We start from the raw sequence: 14,444 nt of genomic DNA, 5'->3' as shown, positions 1-14,444 counted from the left end.
TCTACTCAACCGCCTTCTCGAGTCAAGCCTTATTTGCAAAGGCTTTTCGAGGCTACCGACCCGGTTGTTTGCGTTGCCGCTTGCCGTGTCGATGGAGGCGCATTATAGGGATCTGGATCACGCTTGCAAGAGGGTTTTCGAATTAAATTCGAGAAATCAGTTCAACCGTTCAACAATCACCCAAATAGATGACTTATTCAGCAAGTCTGCCTTTATATAGCAACACCCCTCTATCTTTAGCCATAGGTGAGCACGTCGGTTCGCCCCACCCGATGAATGACGCCTGCCACCTCTATATCCATGGTGATCGCGCTCACGCCTTCGGGTAACATAGCGCCCCTTTGCGATTCACACACTCTTGGGCTTTGGAGAGTTTAATGCCTTTTGCACTTGGCCAGCGTTGGATTAGTGATACAGAGACGGATCTGGGGTTGGGGACTGTCGTTGCTGTTGAAGGACGCATGGTTACCCTGTTGTTTCCGGCTACCGGTGAAAACCGCATGTATGCCAAAGAAGAAGCGCCGGTGACCCGGGTCAGCTTCAATGTGGGCGATCAGATAGCCAGTCACGAAGACTGGACCATGACGGTCGAAGAAGTGCAGGAGAAAGACGGCCTGCTTATATATGTCGGTGTGCGTACCGACAATGATGAGCCCGTTGCCCTCAAGGAAGTGTTTCTCAACAACTTCATCAAGTTCAACAAGCCGCAGGATCGCCTGTTCGCCGGCCAGATCGATCGGATGTCCCGCTTCACCCTGCGCTACGAGGCGTTGATCAACCAGCACCAACGTCGCCGCAACCCGACTCGCGGTCTGGCCGGTGGCCGGGTCAGCCTGATCCCGCACCAGCTCTATATTGCCCATGAAGTGGGTCACCGCTACGCTCCACGCGTATTGCTGGCCGATGAGGTGGGTCTGGGCAAGACCATTGAAGCGGGCATGATCATTCACCAGCAGCTGCTCTCCGGCCGCGCCCATCGGGTGCTGATCCTGCTGCCCGAGACTCTCCAGCATCAGTGGCTGGTTGAAATGCTGCGCCGCTTCAACCTGCACTTCTCCCTGTTTGACGAGGAGCGCTGCATCGAGGCCTTCGCCGATGCGGAGAACCCCTTCGAGACCGAACAACTGGTGATCTGCAGCCTCGACTTCCTGCGCAAGAAGCGTCGTCGCTTCGAACAGGTGCTGGAAGCCGAGTGGGATCTGCTGGTTGTCGACGAAGCCCATCATCTGGAGTGGAGTGAGGAAGCGCCTAGCCGTGCCTACGAAATGGTGGAAGCGCTGGCCGAACAGGTGCCGGGCGTGCTGCTGCTGACCGCGACCCCGGATCAGCTGGGCCACCAGAGCCACTTTGCCCGTCTGCGCCTGCTCGACCCGGAGCGTTTCTACGACTACGAGGCCTTCCTCGCCGAGGAGCAAGCCTACGGTCAGGTCGCCAGCGCGGCGCAAGAACTGCTGGATGGCGAGACTCTGAGCGATGAAGCCAGGCAGATCCTGGCCACCCAGCTGAAAGGGCTGGATCTGAGTGATGCCGCCGCCCGTCAGCAGGCGGTCGCCAAGCTGCTGGATCAACATGGCACCGGCCGGGTGCTGTTTCGTAACAGCCGCGCCAATATTCAGGGCTTCCCGGAACGCCACCTCAACGTCTACCCCATGCCGCTGCCGGAGCAGTACAAGACCGCCATCAAGGTGATGGGCATGATGGGTGGCAATGGCGGCGATCTGCAGACCCGTGCCCTGCGCTACCTCTATCCCGAGAAGATCTTCCAGCAATTCGAAGGCGACAACGCGACCTGGACCCAGTTCGACCCGCGCGTCGAATGGTTGTTGGAACTGCTGCTCTCTGCCCGCCAGCAGAAGGTGCTGGTGATCTGCTCCGAAGCGGCGACCGCCATCGCGCTGGAAGAGGCGCTGCGTACCCGTGAAGGGATCCGTGGTGCCGTGTTCCACGAAGGGATGTCTATCCTCGAGCGGGACAAGGCCTCCGCCTATTTCGCTCAAGCTGAGGGAGGCGCTCAGGTGCTGCTCTGCTCCGAGATCGGCTCAGAAGGGCGTAACTTCCAGTTTGCCAGCCATCTGGTGCTGTTCGATCTGCCGCTCAACCCGGATCTGCTGGAACAGCGTATCGGCCGACTGGATCGTATCGGTCAGCAGAATACCGTCGAAATCCACGTGCCCTACCTGGAAGGGACCGCCCAGCGCGCCCTGCAGCTCTGGTATCACGATGGTCTGGATGCATTCGAGCAGACCTGCCCGACGGCCCGTCCGGTATTCGAAGCGGTACGTGACGAGCTGTTCGAGCTGCTGGCCGCCAACACAGGCGATCAGGCCCCCCTCGATGCCCTGCTGGTCAAGACTCGCGAACTGCACGAGCCGCTCAAGGCCCGGCTGGAACAGGGTCGCGATCGCCTGCTGGAGATCCACTCCAGCGGTGGCGCCGCCGCCCAGCAGCTGGTCGACAAGCTGGCCGCCGAAGATGACGACACCGGCATGATCTCCTTCGCCCTCAAGATGTTCGACGAGATCGGCGTCAATCAGGATGACCGTGGCGAGAACGCGCTGGTGCTGACCCCGGGGGATCACATGCTGGTCTCCAGCTTCCCGGGCCTGCCGCAAGATGGCATGACCATCACCTTCGATCGCAACACCGCGCTGTCGCGGGATGACATGGCGCTGCTCTCATGGGATCACCCCATGATGCGTGGCGGTATCGACCTGATCCTCGGCTCCGAAATCGGTGCGACCTCGGTCGCCCTGCTCAAGAACAAGGCGCTGCCTATCGGCTCCATCCTGCTTGAGCTGATCTTCGTTGCCGAGTCTGCAGCCCATCCCCAGCTCTACCGCTTCATGCCGCCAACGCCGATCCGTCTGCTGATGGACAAGAACGGCCAGAATCTGGGCGAAAAAGTGGCGTTCGATGCCTTCAACCGCCAGCTGACGCCGGTCAATCGCCACCTCGGCAGCAAGCTGGTCACCGCGTCCCAACCAGTGATCCACGGTCTGATTGGCAAGGGCCAGGCCATTGCCGAAGAGCTGAAAGGCGGGATTGTCGACAAGGCCCGCGCCCAGATGGCGCAGACCCTGCAGCAGGATCTGGACAGGCTGGAAGCGCTCAAGGCGGTCAACCCGAACGTGCGCGACAGCGAACTGGATTATCTGCGCAATCTGCAGGCAGAATTGCACCACCTGATCGATCAGACCCAACTCAAGCTGGATGCCATCCGCTTTATCGTGGTCACCCATAACTGACGCGATACTGAAGAGACATGACCGGCTCATGCTGGATGCCATGCCCTTTATGATTGTGGTTACTCATAACTGATGGGGGCTTGCCCCCACCTTCTGATGCGAGACATTTATGTTTGAATACTCACCGCCTCTGGAACCCTGGCTCGATATCCTGTTCAAGGACAAGGACATCATGGTGGTCAACAAGCCCACTGGCCTGCTGAGCGTGCCCGGGCGCGGCCCCGAGAATGAAGACAGCGTCCTGCATCGGGTAAAACAGCAGCATCCCAAGGCAGCGGCGGCTCATCGCCTCGACATGTCCACCACTGGCGTCATTGTCATTCCCCTCAATCCCAATTCCCATCGGGAGCTGAGTCGGCAATTTCGCGAGCGGGAGACAGAGAAGCACTACCTCGCCTGGGTGTGGGGCGAGCCGCAGGCAGAGTCGGGTCAAGTCGACCTGCCGCTCTGCGTCGACTGGCCCAACCGCCCGAAGCAGAAGGTTGACCACGAAGAGGGGCGTCACGCCCTGACCCTGTGGGAAAAATTGAAGGTGGAGAACGGCAACAGCCTGATCAAACTGACTCCCATCACAGGTCGCTCGCACCAGCTGCGCGTCCACATGCTGGAGCTGGGACACCCCATTCTGGGTGACAACCTCTACGCCCATCCGGATGCGCTGGCGGCAGCCCCCCATCTCTACCTGCATGCGGCCAGCCTGACCATCAGCCACCCCCGCAGCGGCGAGCAGATGACCTTCGAGGCGCCAGCCCCTTTTCCGGTCTGAGCCAAGATAGACATCGCAATATCGCAGACATAAAAAAGCCCCCATCGACTGGATGGGGGCTTTTTCGTTAGGGTCAGACGCGAATATCGATGTTACTTCCCAGAGAAGCGTTGGCCGATGTCGGTGCAACCGGTGCTGATTGAGCTGCTGTTTGCAGCAGTTTCAATGCAGATTCACCTTCTTGGGTCTGTTGTTTCTTGGCCAGGCTGGCCGTCATCAATGCAGAACCAAATGACGCAGATGCAGAACTAGATATATCCATGGTGTACCTCCCTGCTTTAAGACTATCGGCCATCTTGGACCAAGCATGAGCCATTTTGGCTAAATTAAATACGCCTTGTCGGGTTGGCGTCGCTCCAGCCACTCCTCTTCCATCTCCAGCAGGGTTTGATAAACCTTCTCTGCCTGTTCTGGACGGCTGAACAGATAGCCCTGACCATAGAGATGAATATCCGTGAGGGTGCACAACACGTCGAGCTGAGCCTGAGTTTCTATCCCTTCACACACCAGACTCTTGCCCAGCATGGAACCCATCCGGCAGATGTTGGCGACCAGCTCGGATGCCTCGATGGACGTATCGATCCCCTGGATGAAGGAGCGATCGATCTTCACCTTGCTGACCGGCAGCTTCTGCAGATAGCTGAGCGAGGAGTAGCCGGTACCAAAGTCATCCAGTGCCAGCTGTACCCCCTGCTGATTGAGATCCTGCATCAGTTGCAGGGAGTTTTTCACCTCCCGCATGGTGGTGTCTTCCGTCACCTCCAGCACCAGGCTGGCGGCCGGGATATGATGGTCCATCAAGGCCTTGGCAACCAGCTTCAACAGATTGCGCTGATACATGCCGGGCGAGATATTCACGCACATCTGCAAATCAACCAAACCCAGTTGCTGCCACTGATAGAGCTGCTCGCAGGCCGTATTCAATACCCAGCTGCCCAGCTTCTCGGCCAGCTGGAACTCCTCGGCAACCTGGATCACCTCGTTGGGTGGAATGAAACCCAACTCAGGGTGACGCCAGCGCAGCAAGGCTTCCACCGCCTCGCAACGGCCACTCTCGAGGTTGACGATGGGCTGGTAATAGAGCTCGAGTGCATTGTGCTCGAGCGCCATGATCATGTCGCTTGCCAAATGCTTGCGGCGCGCTGTTTCATTGAGCAACGAGTTGTCATAGATGACGTATGGCACATGAGTCTTGCGGCTGTGAAACAAGGCCTGCTCGGCCCGACTGAGCAGCTCCTGAGTCTGCTTGCTGTCCATCGGGAAGAAGGCGATGCCGATGCCCACCTCTAGGCGGAACGGGTAGTTGTCGATGATGATGTCCTGCTTGAGCGCATGCAGCAGGCGGGCCACTAGCTCCCTCACCTGACGCAGGTCACTGCTTTCACGCTGGATCATGGCAAACTGATCGCCGCCCAGCCGCGCCACCCACTCACCGTTCTCACACAAACTGCGCATTCGCTTTGCCAGCTCCTGCAGCAGAAAGTCGCCGGTGTTGTAGCCGAACTTGCTGTTGATATCGCGAAAATCGTTGATGTCCACCAGTACCAGACCAAACGGCGTCTCCTTGGTAGCGTAGGACTCCATTTTCTCCAGCAATGCCAACCGGTTGGACAATCCAGTCAGGGGATCGATCCGCGCCGCCCTGAAATGGCGGCGGGCCTCGCGGATCAGCAGAGCACTCAGCAGCATCACCGACAACACCAGCCCTGACACCATGAACAGCAGCGCATTACGCAGTTGGCCAAAGCGTTTGTCATTGCCTGAATAGACGTTGATGTTCTTCTGCATCACGGAGGCGAGAGAATAGGAGAGTGGCTCCTGCAGAGGAACCAGGCGCATCAATATCTGCTGATAATCGGGTGTCCCCGCCTTCAGATTGGTGATATTGGGCTCCATCTCGCGGATATTGCTTTCGATCAACTGCACCAGCCGCAAGGTCTTCTGCTTGTCCTTCATGCTCTGACGCAACTGGCCACTGAGCAGGATGGGGGTCCGGCTCCACAGGATGTCATAGCGCAGCATCAGGGTATCGTGATCGATGCCGCCATAATGGTAGATCTCGACGGAGTTGAGGAAACGCCCCAACTCCAGTTGCAACTGCATCAGGGCCCAGGAGACGTCATAGGTGTACCTCTCCATCACTCGGGTCGCATTCTGTATCTGCGCGAGGCAATAGAGGGTGCTTCCCGTAAACAACAGGATGGATAGGTAAAGAACGATGAGTAAAGGCCACGCCTTGGTCTTTGCTTTCACTCGTACTCCCGCAAGCCACTACATCAATGCTGAATATCAATGGCATTCAGTTGCCAAATCATCATGTCGGTAAACTCCGAGCGTTTCAGCTCGGGATACTGATCCAGCGGTAGGATAAACCAAAGCGGTCCCTTATTCCGTACCCGCATGGTGACCCCGTCATCTTGCCAGGCCAGAATCGGGTCGTATTGCCTGACCTTATCCCAGTTGATCCTGATCTGAAAACTGTTCAAGGCCGTCAAGGTGATCGCCTTGCCATCCGCACCGACGGCAGCCAAGACATCGGCCAGCTTGGGCCCCACATATTTGTGTGGTTTGTCGACCCAGGGATTGCTGGTCACTATCTCATGCTGCGGCAGGGCCTTGAGCATGGCGAGATCGAAGGAGACCACTCCCTCCGTCGCTTCGGCCGGCAGCACATTGCCGGTCACCTTCAAAATGACGGGACCCTGTGGCGCCTCAAGTGCCATCACCGGCATGGCCAGAGAAAACAGTAATGGAATCAAACCCAGTACACGCATACTCACCTCTGATTAAGTCACTGACAATAGACTCAGTTTAGTCGCCATAAAAAAAACGGCCCGCAAAAGCGAGCCGTTTGATAACCAGGGCTGAATTACATCATGCCCATGCCGCCCATGCCGCCCATGTCAGGCATGGCAGGGGCATCTTTCTTCGGCAGCTCGGAGATCATGCACTCGGTGGTGATCATCAGGCCGGCGATGGAAGAGGCGAACTGCAGGGCAGAACGGGTCACCTTGGTCGGATCCAGGATACCCATGGCCAGCATGTCACCGTACTGTTCGGTGTAGGCGTTGTAACCGAAGTTACCTTCACCGTTCTTCACCGCGTTGGCGATGACGGAGGCCTCTTCACCGGCGTTGATGACGATCTGGCGCAGCGGAGCTTCCATGGCGCGCAGAGCGACCTTGATACCCACGTTCTGGTCTTCGTTGTCGCCACGCAGGCCAGCCAGTTTGGCGGCCACACGCACCAGCGCAACACCACCACCCGCAACCACACCCTCTTCTACTGCGGCGCGAGTCGCGTGCAGGGCGTCGTCAACCCGGGCTTTCTTCTCTTTCATTTCAACTTCGGTGGCAGCGCCAACCTTGATCACCGCAACACCGCCAGCCAGTTTGGCTACGCGCTCTTGCAGCTTCTCGCGGTCGTAATCGGAAGAGGTCTCTTCGATCTGCTGACGGATCTGGGCCACACGGCTCTCGATCAGGGATGCATCACCCACGCCATCGATGATGGTGGTGTTCTCTTTGGTGATGACGATGCGCTTGGCACGGCCCAGGTCTTCCAGGGTCGCTTTTTCCAGCTCCATGCCCACTTCTTCGGAGATCACGGTACCACCGGTCAGGATGGCGATATCCTGCAGCATGGCCTTGCGACGGTCACCGAAGCCAGGCGCCTTGACGGCAGCCACTTTCACGATGCCACGCATGGTGTTGACCACCAGAGTCGCCAGCGCTTCGCCTTCTACGTCTTCGGCTACGATGATCAGCGGTTTGCCCGCTTTGGCTACGCCTTCCAGCACCGGCAGCATTTCACGGATGTTGGAGACTTTCTTGTCAACCAGCAGGATGAAGGGATCGTCCAGCTCAACGGCACCGGTTTCCGGCTTGTTGACGAAGTACGGGGAGAGGTAGCCACGGTCGAACTGCATGCCTTCTACCACGGCCAGCTCGTCGTCCAGACCCTGGCCGTCTTCAACGGTGATGACGCCGTCACGACCTACTTTATCCATGGCTTCGGCAATCAGCTTGCCGACTTTCTCGTCGGAGTTGGCGGAGATGGTGCCGACCTGAGCGATGGCATTGTTGTCGGCACACGGCTGGGACAGCGCTTGCAGCTCGGCAACGGCTGCCACGACGGCCTTGTCGATACCACGCTTCAGATCCATCGGGTTCATGCCAGCGGCAACGGCCTTCAGGCCTTCGTTGACGATGGCTTGAGCCAGTACGGTAGCGGTAGTGGTACCGTCACCGGCGGCGTCATTGGCCTTGGAAGCAACTTCCTTGACCATCTGGGCGCCCATGTTCATGAACTTGTCTTCCAGCTCGATTTCGCGTGCAACGGAGACACCGTCCTTGGTGATGGTTGGTGCGCCGAAGGACTTGTCCAGTACCACGTTGCGGCCTTTCGGGCCCAGGGTCACCTTGACGGCATCGGCCAGGATGTTTACGCCTTCCAGCATCTTGCTGCGTGCTTCGTTGCCAAACTTGACTTCTTTAGCTGCCATTTCTTCAATCCTTCAATCAATTCGCAGGGGGAAAGGGTGGATTACTCTTCGACAATCGCCAGGATGTCGGTTTCAGACAGGATCAGTACGTCCTGACCATCCAGCTTCTCGGTCTTCACACCGTAGCCTTCGTTGAAGATCACCTTGTCACCAACCTTGACGGCGAGGGCTTTGACATCGCCATTATCCAGAATTCGGCCAGTCCCCACGGCAAGAACTTCACCACGGGTGGACTTCTGGGCCGCAGTACCAGTCAAGACAATGCCGCCAGCGGATTTGGCTTCAGCTTCGATGCGCTTGATGATGACGCGGTCGTGCAGTGGACGAATTTTCATCGATAACTCTCCCAAAATGAGTCTCTGTGTTGCTTTGAGGAATGGCCATTCCTGGCCAAATTAGATATGTCTCCGATGTGGGGCACGTTTGTTAACCCTTCAAGGGCAAATACAAAAAAAATATTTTCACGTACTATGAACGTCTTCGATGGATCTCCCGAAGTCCCGGTCAGGAAACCGGTTTGTGCTGCCCGCAGCCAGAACTCCGCCAGACGTACAGAGACAAGCCCGTGACCCGACCCAATCCCCTGCTGACTGCCCCCATGACGTCCGTATTGCTGCGCATGACGGGCCCGATGATCCTCGGCATCGTCGCCATTCTCGCCTTCAACCTGGTCGACACCTTCTTCATCGGCATGCTGGGCACCCAGGCGCTGGCCGCCATCAGCTTCACCTTTCCGGTAACCTTCGTGGTCACCTCGCTGGCAATGGGGCTGGGGGCTGGCCTCTCTGCGGTGATGGGTCATGCGCTCGGCCAGGGCAAGCATGATGAAGCCGCCCGCATCACCACCGACAACCTGTTTCTGGCCGTGCTGCTGGTCACCCTCATCGCCCTGGCGGGGGCGCTGACCATACACCCGCTGTTTCGGTTGCTCGGCGCCAGCGATGAGCTGATCGCCCTCATCTACGACTACATGCTGATCTGGTATCTGACCGTCCCCATGCTGGTGCTGCCCATGGTGGGCAATGCCGCCATCCGGGCCACCGGCGATACCAAGACCCCCAGCCTGGTGATGACGGTGGCCGGGCTGGTCAACGGCGTGCTGGATCCCCTGCTCATCTTCGGCATAGGCCCCTTCCCCGCATGGGGGATCCGCGGCGCCGCCATCGCCACCTCCCTCTCCTGGCTGATGGCCATGCTGGTCAGCCTCTATATATTGCGTCACCGGGAAGGACTGCTGCGCTGGCGCCTCTCCCCGCGCCCGCAGTTGCTGGCCCACTGGCGCGCCCTGCTGCACGTGGCGGTGCCCGCCTCCTTTACCAACATGCTCAATCCGCTGGCCAACGCCGTGCTGATGACCATCTTCGCCGGACTGGGAACGGAAGTGGTGGCTGCTTACGGCGCCGCATCGAGAGTGGAGGCTCTGCTGCTTATTGTGATGATGGCGCTCTCCTCCGTGCTGGCCCCCTTCATCTCGCAGAACTGCGGGGCGGGCAACCCGGCCCGTGCCAAGGCGGCGCTGCAGTTTTGCATGCGCTTTGCCCTGCTGTTCCAGCTGGCGGTATACGCACTGACCTGGCTGCTGGCCCCCTTCATCGCCGAGCTGTTCAGCAGCCATCCGCAGGTGGTGCGCCTCATCGTGCTCTATCTGCACCTGGTGCCCATCGGTTACGGCTTTCAGGGCATGGTGATGCTGCTCGCGTCCGCCTTGAATGGCGTGAGGGCTTCCAGCGTCTCTTTCCTGTTCAACGGGTTGCGGCTGTTTGTCTTCTTGCTGCCAGGGGCCTGGCTGGGGGCGAAACTGGGAGGGGAGCAGGGGATCTATCTGGGAATTCTCGTGGCCAATCTGGCGGCGGGCACCCTGGCCTGGTGGTATGCCCGCCACCGCTTCGAGCAGTTGTGCCATCAGGGCAGGCCCTGATGGCAGGAAAGTAAGCGCAGCAGTTACTCCTTGCGCTCGAACTCCCCTTCGATGGTGGTACCGCTGCGCGGAGCTTGACCCGGCTGGTCATTGCCCGACACCTCGTCAAACGGCTGCTGGCGGGCCTGAAAACCGCCCATCTGCATCTTGAACTGGTTGCTGCCGATCAGCTTGTCGGCCAGCTTGTTGCGCAGCCAGGGCTGCAGCAGCAGGATGCCGAAGAAGTCGGTCACGAAACCCGGGATGATCAGCAGCAGACCGGCCAGCGCCAGCATCATGCCCCCCATCACCTCACGTCCCGGCATCTCCCCCTGCTGCATCTTCTGCTGCGCGTTGAACAGGGTCTTGATCCCTTCGCTACGCACCAGCGAGGAGCCCAGCACCGCCGTCAGAATGAGCAAGCCGACGGTCGGCAAGGCACCGATCACGGAGCCGACTTCGATCATCACGGTGAGCTCAAGCACCACCAGGCCGACCAACAATAGAAACAACTTGCCCATAACAACCTCAGTGCGGATGAATGTGAATGAACCGCTGGCGAAGAGCCACAACCGCTGATGCCGTTGCCAACCCGCCATGGTATCGGTTCCTGTTGATTAAAATGGGGGGTGACGCGCATTTTTCAAGTCCACAGGGTGACAAGACGCCGGATCCACAGAAAAACCGGCCTGCCAGACTGTGATTGAAGTCATTGTTCTGTCAAAGTAAATCGGTTGATTGCAATATCTGTTTAATGACCACAAGTTATTTGAGGTTGTCTCAAATTTAGTGATCCAGGTCTAATATCAGATACCTCAATTGGGGTAATATCGACGCCAGTAATTAAGGGAGCAAAAAAGCTCCCAACCGCCCCACTCGATGTGTGGTGCTTCAGGATGAACCGTGCGTAAGGAACTCGCGACCACTCGGTGAGGATCGTTTCCATTTATCTGATTTCTGAGGCATTACAATGAGCGACATCAAGAACGTCCGCATTGAAGAAGACCTGCTGGGCACCAAAGAAGTTTCCAACGATCTCTACTACGGTGTGCATACCCTGCGCGCCGTTGAGAACTTCAAGATCAGCACTCAGAAGATTTCTGACGTTCCGGAATTCGTCCGCGGCATGGTACTGACCAAGAAGGCCGCCGCCCTGGCGAACGGCGAACTGGGTACCATCCGTCCTGAAATTGCTGACAAGATCGTAGAAGCCTGCGACCTGATGCTGAACACCGGCAAATGCTTCGACCAGTTCCCGGTCGACGTTTACCAGGGTGGAGCCGGCACCTCCGTCAACATGAACACCAACGAAGTCCTGGCCAACATCGCCCTCGAAATCATGGGCCTGGCCAAGGGCCGCTACGACGTCATCAACCCCAATGACCACGTCAACAAGTGCCAGTCCACCAACGATGCCTACCCCACCGGTTTCCGCGTCGCCGTGGTCAACAGCACCGACACCACTCTGCACGCACTGGAAGCGCTGATCGCCACCTTCGATGCCAAGGCCGCCGAGTTCAAGGGCATCCTGAAGATGGGTCGTACCCAGCTGCAAGATGCGGTGCCGATGACCCTGGGTCAGGAGTTCCATGCCTTCGCCGTCACCCTGCGCGAAGAGATCAAGTCCATCAAGCGTTGCCAGGAGCTGCTGCTGGAAGTGAACCTGGGCGCCACCGCCATCGGTACCGGCCTGAACACCCCGCCCGAGTACTCCGCCCTGGCCATCAAGCGCCTGGCCGAGATCACCGGTCGTGCCTATGTTCCGGCGGAAGATCTGATCGAAGCGACCTCCGACTGCGGCGCCTACGTGATGCTGCACGGCGCCATCAAGCGCATGGCGATGAAGCTCTCCAAGATCTGTAACGACCTGCGTCTGCTCTCCTCCGGCCCGCGTACCGCACTCAAAGAGATCAACCTGCCGGAAATGCAGGCTGGCTCCTCCATCATGCCGGCCAAGGTCAACCCGGTCATTCCGGAAGTGGTCAACCAGTCCTGCTTCAAGGTCTTTGGCAACGACGTCACCATCACCTTCGCCGCCGAAGCCGGTCAGCTGCAGCTGAACGTCATGGAGCCGGTGATCGGTCAGGCGATGTTCGAATCCCTGAGCCTGATGGAAAAAGCCTGCATCTCCCTGCGCGAGAAGTGCGTGGAAGGCATCACCGCCAACCCGGAAATCTGCATGAACCACGTGCTGAACTCCATCGGTATCGTGACCTACCTGAACCCCTTCATCGGCCACCACGAAGGCGACATCGTCGGCAAGATCTGTGCCCAGACTGGCAAGAACGTCCGTGAAGTCGTGCTGGAGCGCGGCCTGCTGACCGCCGAGCAGCTGGATGAAATTCTCTCCATCGAGAACCTGATGAACCCGCAATACAAAGCCAAGCGTTATACCCGCGAAGCCACCGTATAAGCGAGCAAATGGGCCGGGTTTATCCCGGCCCATAAAGTCAGTTCCCGATAGGTCTTGCCCAGCCCCATCGGGAATTGGCTTTTCTGCCAAATAAAACCTAAAAAAACTGGAAAATGGAGTGTTCGCTATGATTGGAATCGAGTTACTTGTCGTGCTCGCCGCTATCTATCTGGGGGCCCGGATAGGCAGCATCGGCATCGGCTTTGCCGGTGGTTTGGGGGTACTGGTACTGACCTGGGGTCTGGGGATGCCAATTCCCAGCGACCAGCTGGTCACCTACATCCCCTGGGACGTGATCATGATCATCGCGTCCGTCATCTGTGCCATTGCCTGTATGCAACTGGCCGGTGGCATGGACTATCTGGTCTCCCTGGCCGAGAAAGCCCTGCGCAAGAACCCCAAATACATCACCTTCGCCGCGCCGGTCGTCACCTATCTGATGACCATGCTGGCCGGTACCGGTCACACCGCGTTCTCCACCCTGCCGGTGATCGCCGAAGTGGCCAAGGAACAGGGCATTCGCCCGTCCCGTCCGCTCTCCATCGCCGTCATCGCCTCCCAGATCGCCATCACCGCCTCGCCCATCTCCGCGGCCGTGGTTGCCTTCTCCGGCATGCTTGAGCCGTTTGGCGTGGATTACCTGACCCTGCTGGCCATCTGCATCCCCTCCACCTTCATCGCCTGCATCCTCGGCGCTTTCGTCGCCAACATGCTGGGCAAGCCGCTCGACCAGGACGAAGTCTACCTGGAGCGCAAGGCCAAGGGGCTGATCAAGCTGCGCGGCACCACCAAGCTGGAGCTCAAGCCTTACGCCAAGGTGTCGGTCTGGATCTTCATCGCCTCCATCGTGGCCGTGATGGCCTACGCCACCGCCATCTCCGGTAAAGTGGGCCTGATCGCCAACCCGCCGATCCCCCGTGATGGCGCCATCATGGGCATCATGCTGGCCGCGGCCACCATCATGACCCTGGTCTGCAAGCTGGACGCCACCCAGGTCACCAACATGCCGACCTTCAAGTCCGGCATGTCCGCCTGTATCTGCGTACTGGGCGTGGCCTGGCTGGGCAACGTCTTCGTGAAAGGCAACATGGACACCATCCAGCTGATCGCCGGCGACCTGCTGAACCAGTACTCCTGGCTGCTGGCCGTGGTGCTGTTCTTCGCCGCCATGCTGCTCTACTCACAAGGCGCCACCACCAAGGCCCTGATGCCGGCCGCTCTGGCACTGGGTGTCAGCCCGCTGACCGCCATCGCCTCCTTCGCCGCCGTAAGCGCCCTGTTCGTGCTGCCGACCTACCCGACCCTGCTGGCCGCGGTCGAAATGGATGACACCGGCTCCACCCGTATCGGCAAAGCGGTATTCAATCACCCCTTCTTCGTACCGGGTGTCGCCACCATCGCCATCGCCGTGGCGCTGGGCTTCTTCTTCGGTGGCATGATGCTCTAACCAGCATTTAATTCCACAAATATGCAAACGGCCCTGTTCGGGCCGTTTTTTATGCCTGCTTTTCAGGTCAAATCATTAATTAATCCTTGTGCGCTTCAGTTTCTATCAAGGTTCGCAGATCTACTCTGGGGCATCGGAACAGAAACCGATCAACAGGGCCGAGCACAGGTCC

11 protein-coding genes are annotated in these 14,444 nt (G+C 58.6%); 5 read left to right on the top strand and 6 right to left on the bottom strand.

Going from position 1 to position 14,444, the window contains the following annotated elements; all coding sequences use genetic code 11:
* Window positions 1-377: 377 nt before the first annotated feature.
* Window positions 378-3,245: an RNA polymerase-associated protein RapA gene (gene rapA, locus ACB032_RS20370; RefSeq protein WP_371138642.1), complete on the top strand. Its 2,868-nt coding sequence runs from the start codon at window positions 378-380 to the stop codon at window positions 3,243-3,245.
* Window positions 3,246-3,354: 109 nt separating this feature from the next.
* Window positions 3,355-4,011, top strand: coding sequence for a bifunctional tRNA pseudouridine(32) synthase/23S rRNA pseudouridine(746) synthase RluA (gene rluA, locus ACB032_RS20365; RefSeq protein ID WP_371138641.1), 657 nt, complete (start codon window positions 3,355-3,357; stop codon window positions 4,009-4,011).
* A 73-nt stretch (window positions 4,012-4,084) separates the two neighbouring features.
* On the opposite strand, the gene ACB032_RS20360 is transcribed toward rluA, so the two are convergent.
* The 5 genes from ACB032_RS20360 to ACB032_RS20340 form a co-directional block, all read right to left on the bottom strand.
* Window positions 4,085-4,273, bottom strand: coding sequence for a hypothetical protein (locus tag ACB032_RS20360; RefSeq protein WP_073348952.1), 189 nt, complete (start codon window positions 4,271-4,273; stop codon window positions 4,085-4,087).
* A 59-nt stretch (window positions 4,274-4,332) separates the two neighbouring features.
* A complete protein-coding gene (locus tag ACB032_RS20355; protein ID WP_371138640.1) occupies window positions 4,333-6,264 on the bottom strand; it encodes a putative bifunctional diguanylate cyclase/phosphodiesterase in 1,932 nt (643 codons plus the stop codon).
* 23 nt (window positions 6,265-6,287) lie between these two features.
* Window positions 6,288-6,785: a hypothetical protein gene (locus ACB032_RS20350; protein WP_016349563.1), complete on the bottom strand. Its 498-nt coding sequence runs from the start codon at window positions 6,783-6,785 to the stop codon at window positions 6,288-6,290.
* A gap of 95 nt (window positions 6,786-6,880) precedes the next feature.
* Window positions 6,881-8,515 (bottom strand): chaperonin GroEL, encoded by a 1,635-nt coding sequence (gene groL / locus ACB032_RS20345; protein ID WP_011704804.1) that lies wholly within the window; start codon window positions 8,513-8,515, stop codon window positions 6,881-6,883.
* 41 nt (window positions 8,516-8,556) lie between these two features.
* Window positions 8,557-8,850: a co-chaperone GroES gene (locus ACB032_RS20340; RefSeq protein WP_005309514.1), complete on the bottom strand. Its 294-nt coding sequence runs from the start codon at window positions 8,848-8,850 to the stop codon at window positions 8,557-8,559.
* Between the two features lie 182 nt (window positions 8,851-9,032).
* Between ACB032_RS20340 and ACB032_RS20335 the strand changes: the two genes are divergently transcribed.
* Entirely contained in the window at window positions 9,033-10,433 is a 1,401-nt protein-coding gene (locus tag ACB032_RS20335) for an MATE family efflux transporter (RefSeq protein WP_324017709.1), read from the top strand.
* A gap of 23 nt (window positions 10,434-10,456) precedes the next feature.
* Here ACB032_RS20335 and ACB032_RS20330 read toward each other — a convergent pair whose 3' ends face one another.
* The gene (locus ACB032_RS20330; protein WP_162484564.1) at window positions 10,457-10,933 is read right to left on the bottom strand and encodes an FxsA family protein; all 477 of its coding nucleotides are present in this window, start codon (window positions 10,931-10,933) and stop codon (window positions 10,457-10,459) included.
* 449 nt (window positions 10,934-11,382) lie between these two features.
* Here ACB032_RS20330 and aspA point away from each other — a divergent pair, with 449 nt between their 5' ends.
* Window positions 11,383-12,825 (top strand): aspartate ammonia-lyase, encoded by a 1,443-nt coding sequence (gene aspA / locus ACB032_RS20325; protein WP_371138639.1) that lies wholly within the window; start codon window positions 11,383-11,385, stop codon window positions 12,823-12,825.
* Between the two features lie 127 nt (window positions 12,826-12,952).
* Entirely contained in the window at window positions 12,953-14,272 is a 1,320-nt protein-coding gene (locus ACB032_RS20320; RefSeq protein WP_371138638.1) for an anaerobic C4-dicarboxylate transporter, read from the top strand.
* The last annotated feature ends 172 nt before the right edge of the window (window positions 14,273-14,444 follow it).

The organism is Aeromonas sp. S5(2024) (genome assembly GCF_041403025.1).
Classification (GTDB): Bacteria; Pseudomonadota; Gammaproteobacteria; order Enterobacterales; family Aeromonadaceae; genus Aeromonas; species Aeromonas hydrophila.
Note: the sequence above shows the minus strand (reverse complement) of the source record. Positions and strands in the feature narration are given on the sequence as shown.

Coding starts and splice junctions, on each gene's coding strand:
- ACB032_RS20320 (WP_371138638.1), top strand. CDS start 12,953: ATGATTGGAATCGAGTTACTTGTCGTGCTCGCCGCTATCTATCTGGGG.
- rluA (WP_371138641.1), top strand. CDS start 3,355: ATGTTTGAATACTCACCGCCTCTGGAACCCTGGCTCGATATCCTGTTC.
- ACB032_RS20340 (WP_005309514.1), bottom strand. CDS start 8,850: ATGAAAATTCGTCCACTGCACGACCGCGTCATCATCAAGCGCATCGAA.
- ACB032_RS20350 (WP_016349563.1), bottom strand. CDS start 6,785: ATGCGTGTACTGGGTTTGATTCCATTACTGTTTTCTCTGGCCATGCCG.
- groL (WP_011704804.1), bottom strand. CDS start 8,515: ATGGCAGCTAAAGAAGTCAAGTTTGGCAACGAAGCACGCAGCAAGATG.
- aspA (WP_371138639.1), top strand. CDS start 11,383: ATGAGCGACATCAAGAACGTCCGCATTGAAGAAGACCTGCTGGGCACC.
- ACB032_RS20330 (WP_162484564.1), bottom strand. CDS start 10,933: ATGGGCAAGTTGTTTCTATTGTTGGTCGGCCTGGTGGTGCTTGAGCTC.
- ACB032_RS20360 (WP_073348952.1), bottom strand. CDS start 4,273: ATGGATATATCTAGTTCTGCATCTGCGTCATTTGGTTCTGCATTGATG.
- rapA (WP_371138642.1), top strand. CDS start 378: ATGCCTTTTGCACTTGGCCAGCGTTGGATTAGTGATACAGAGACGGAT.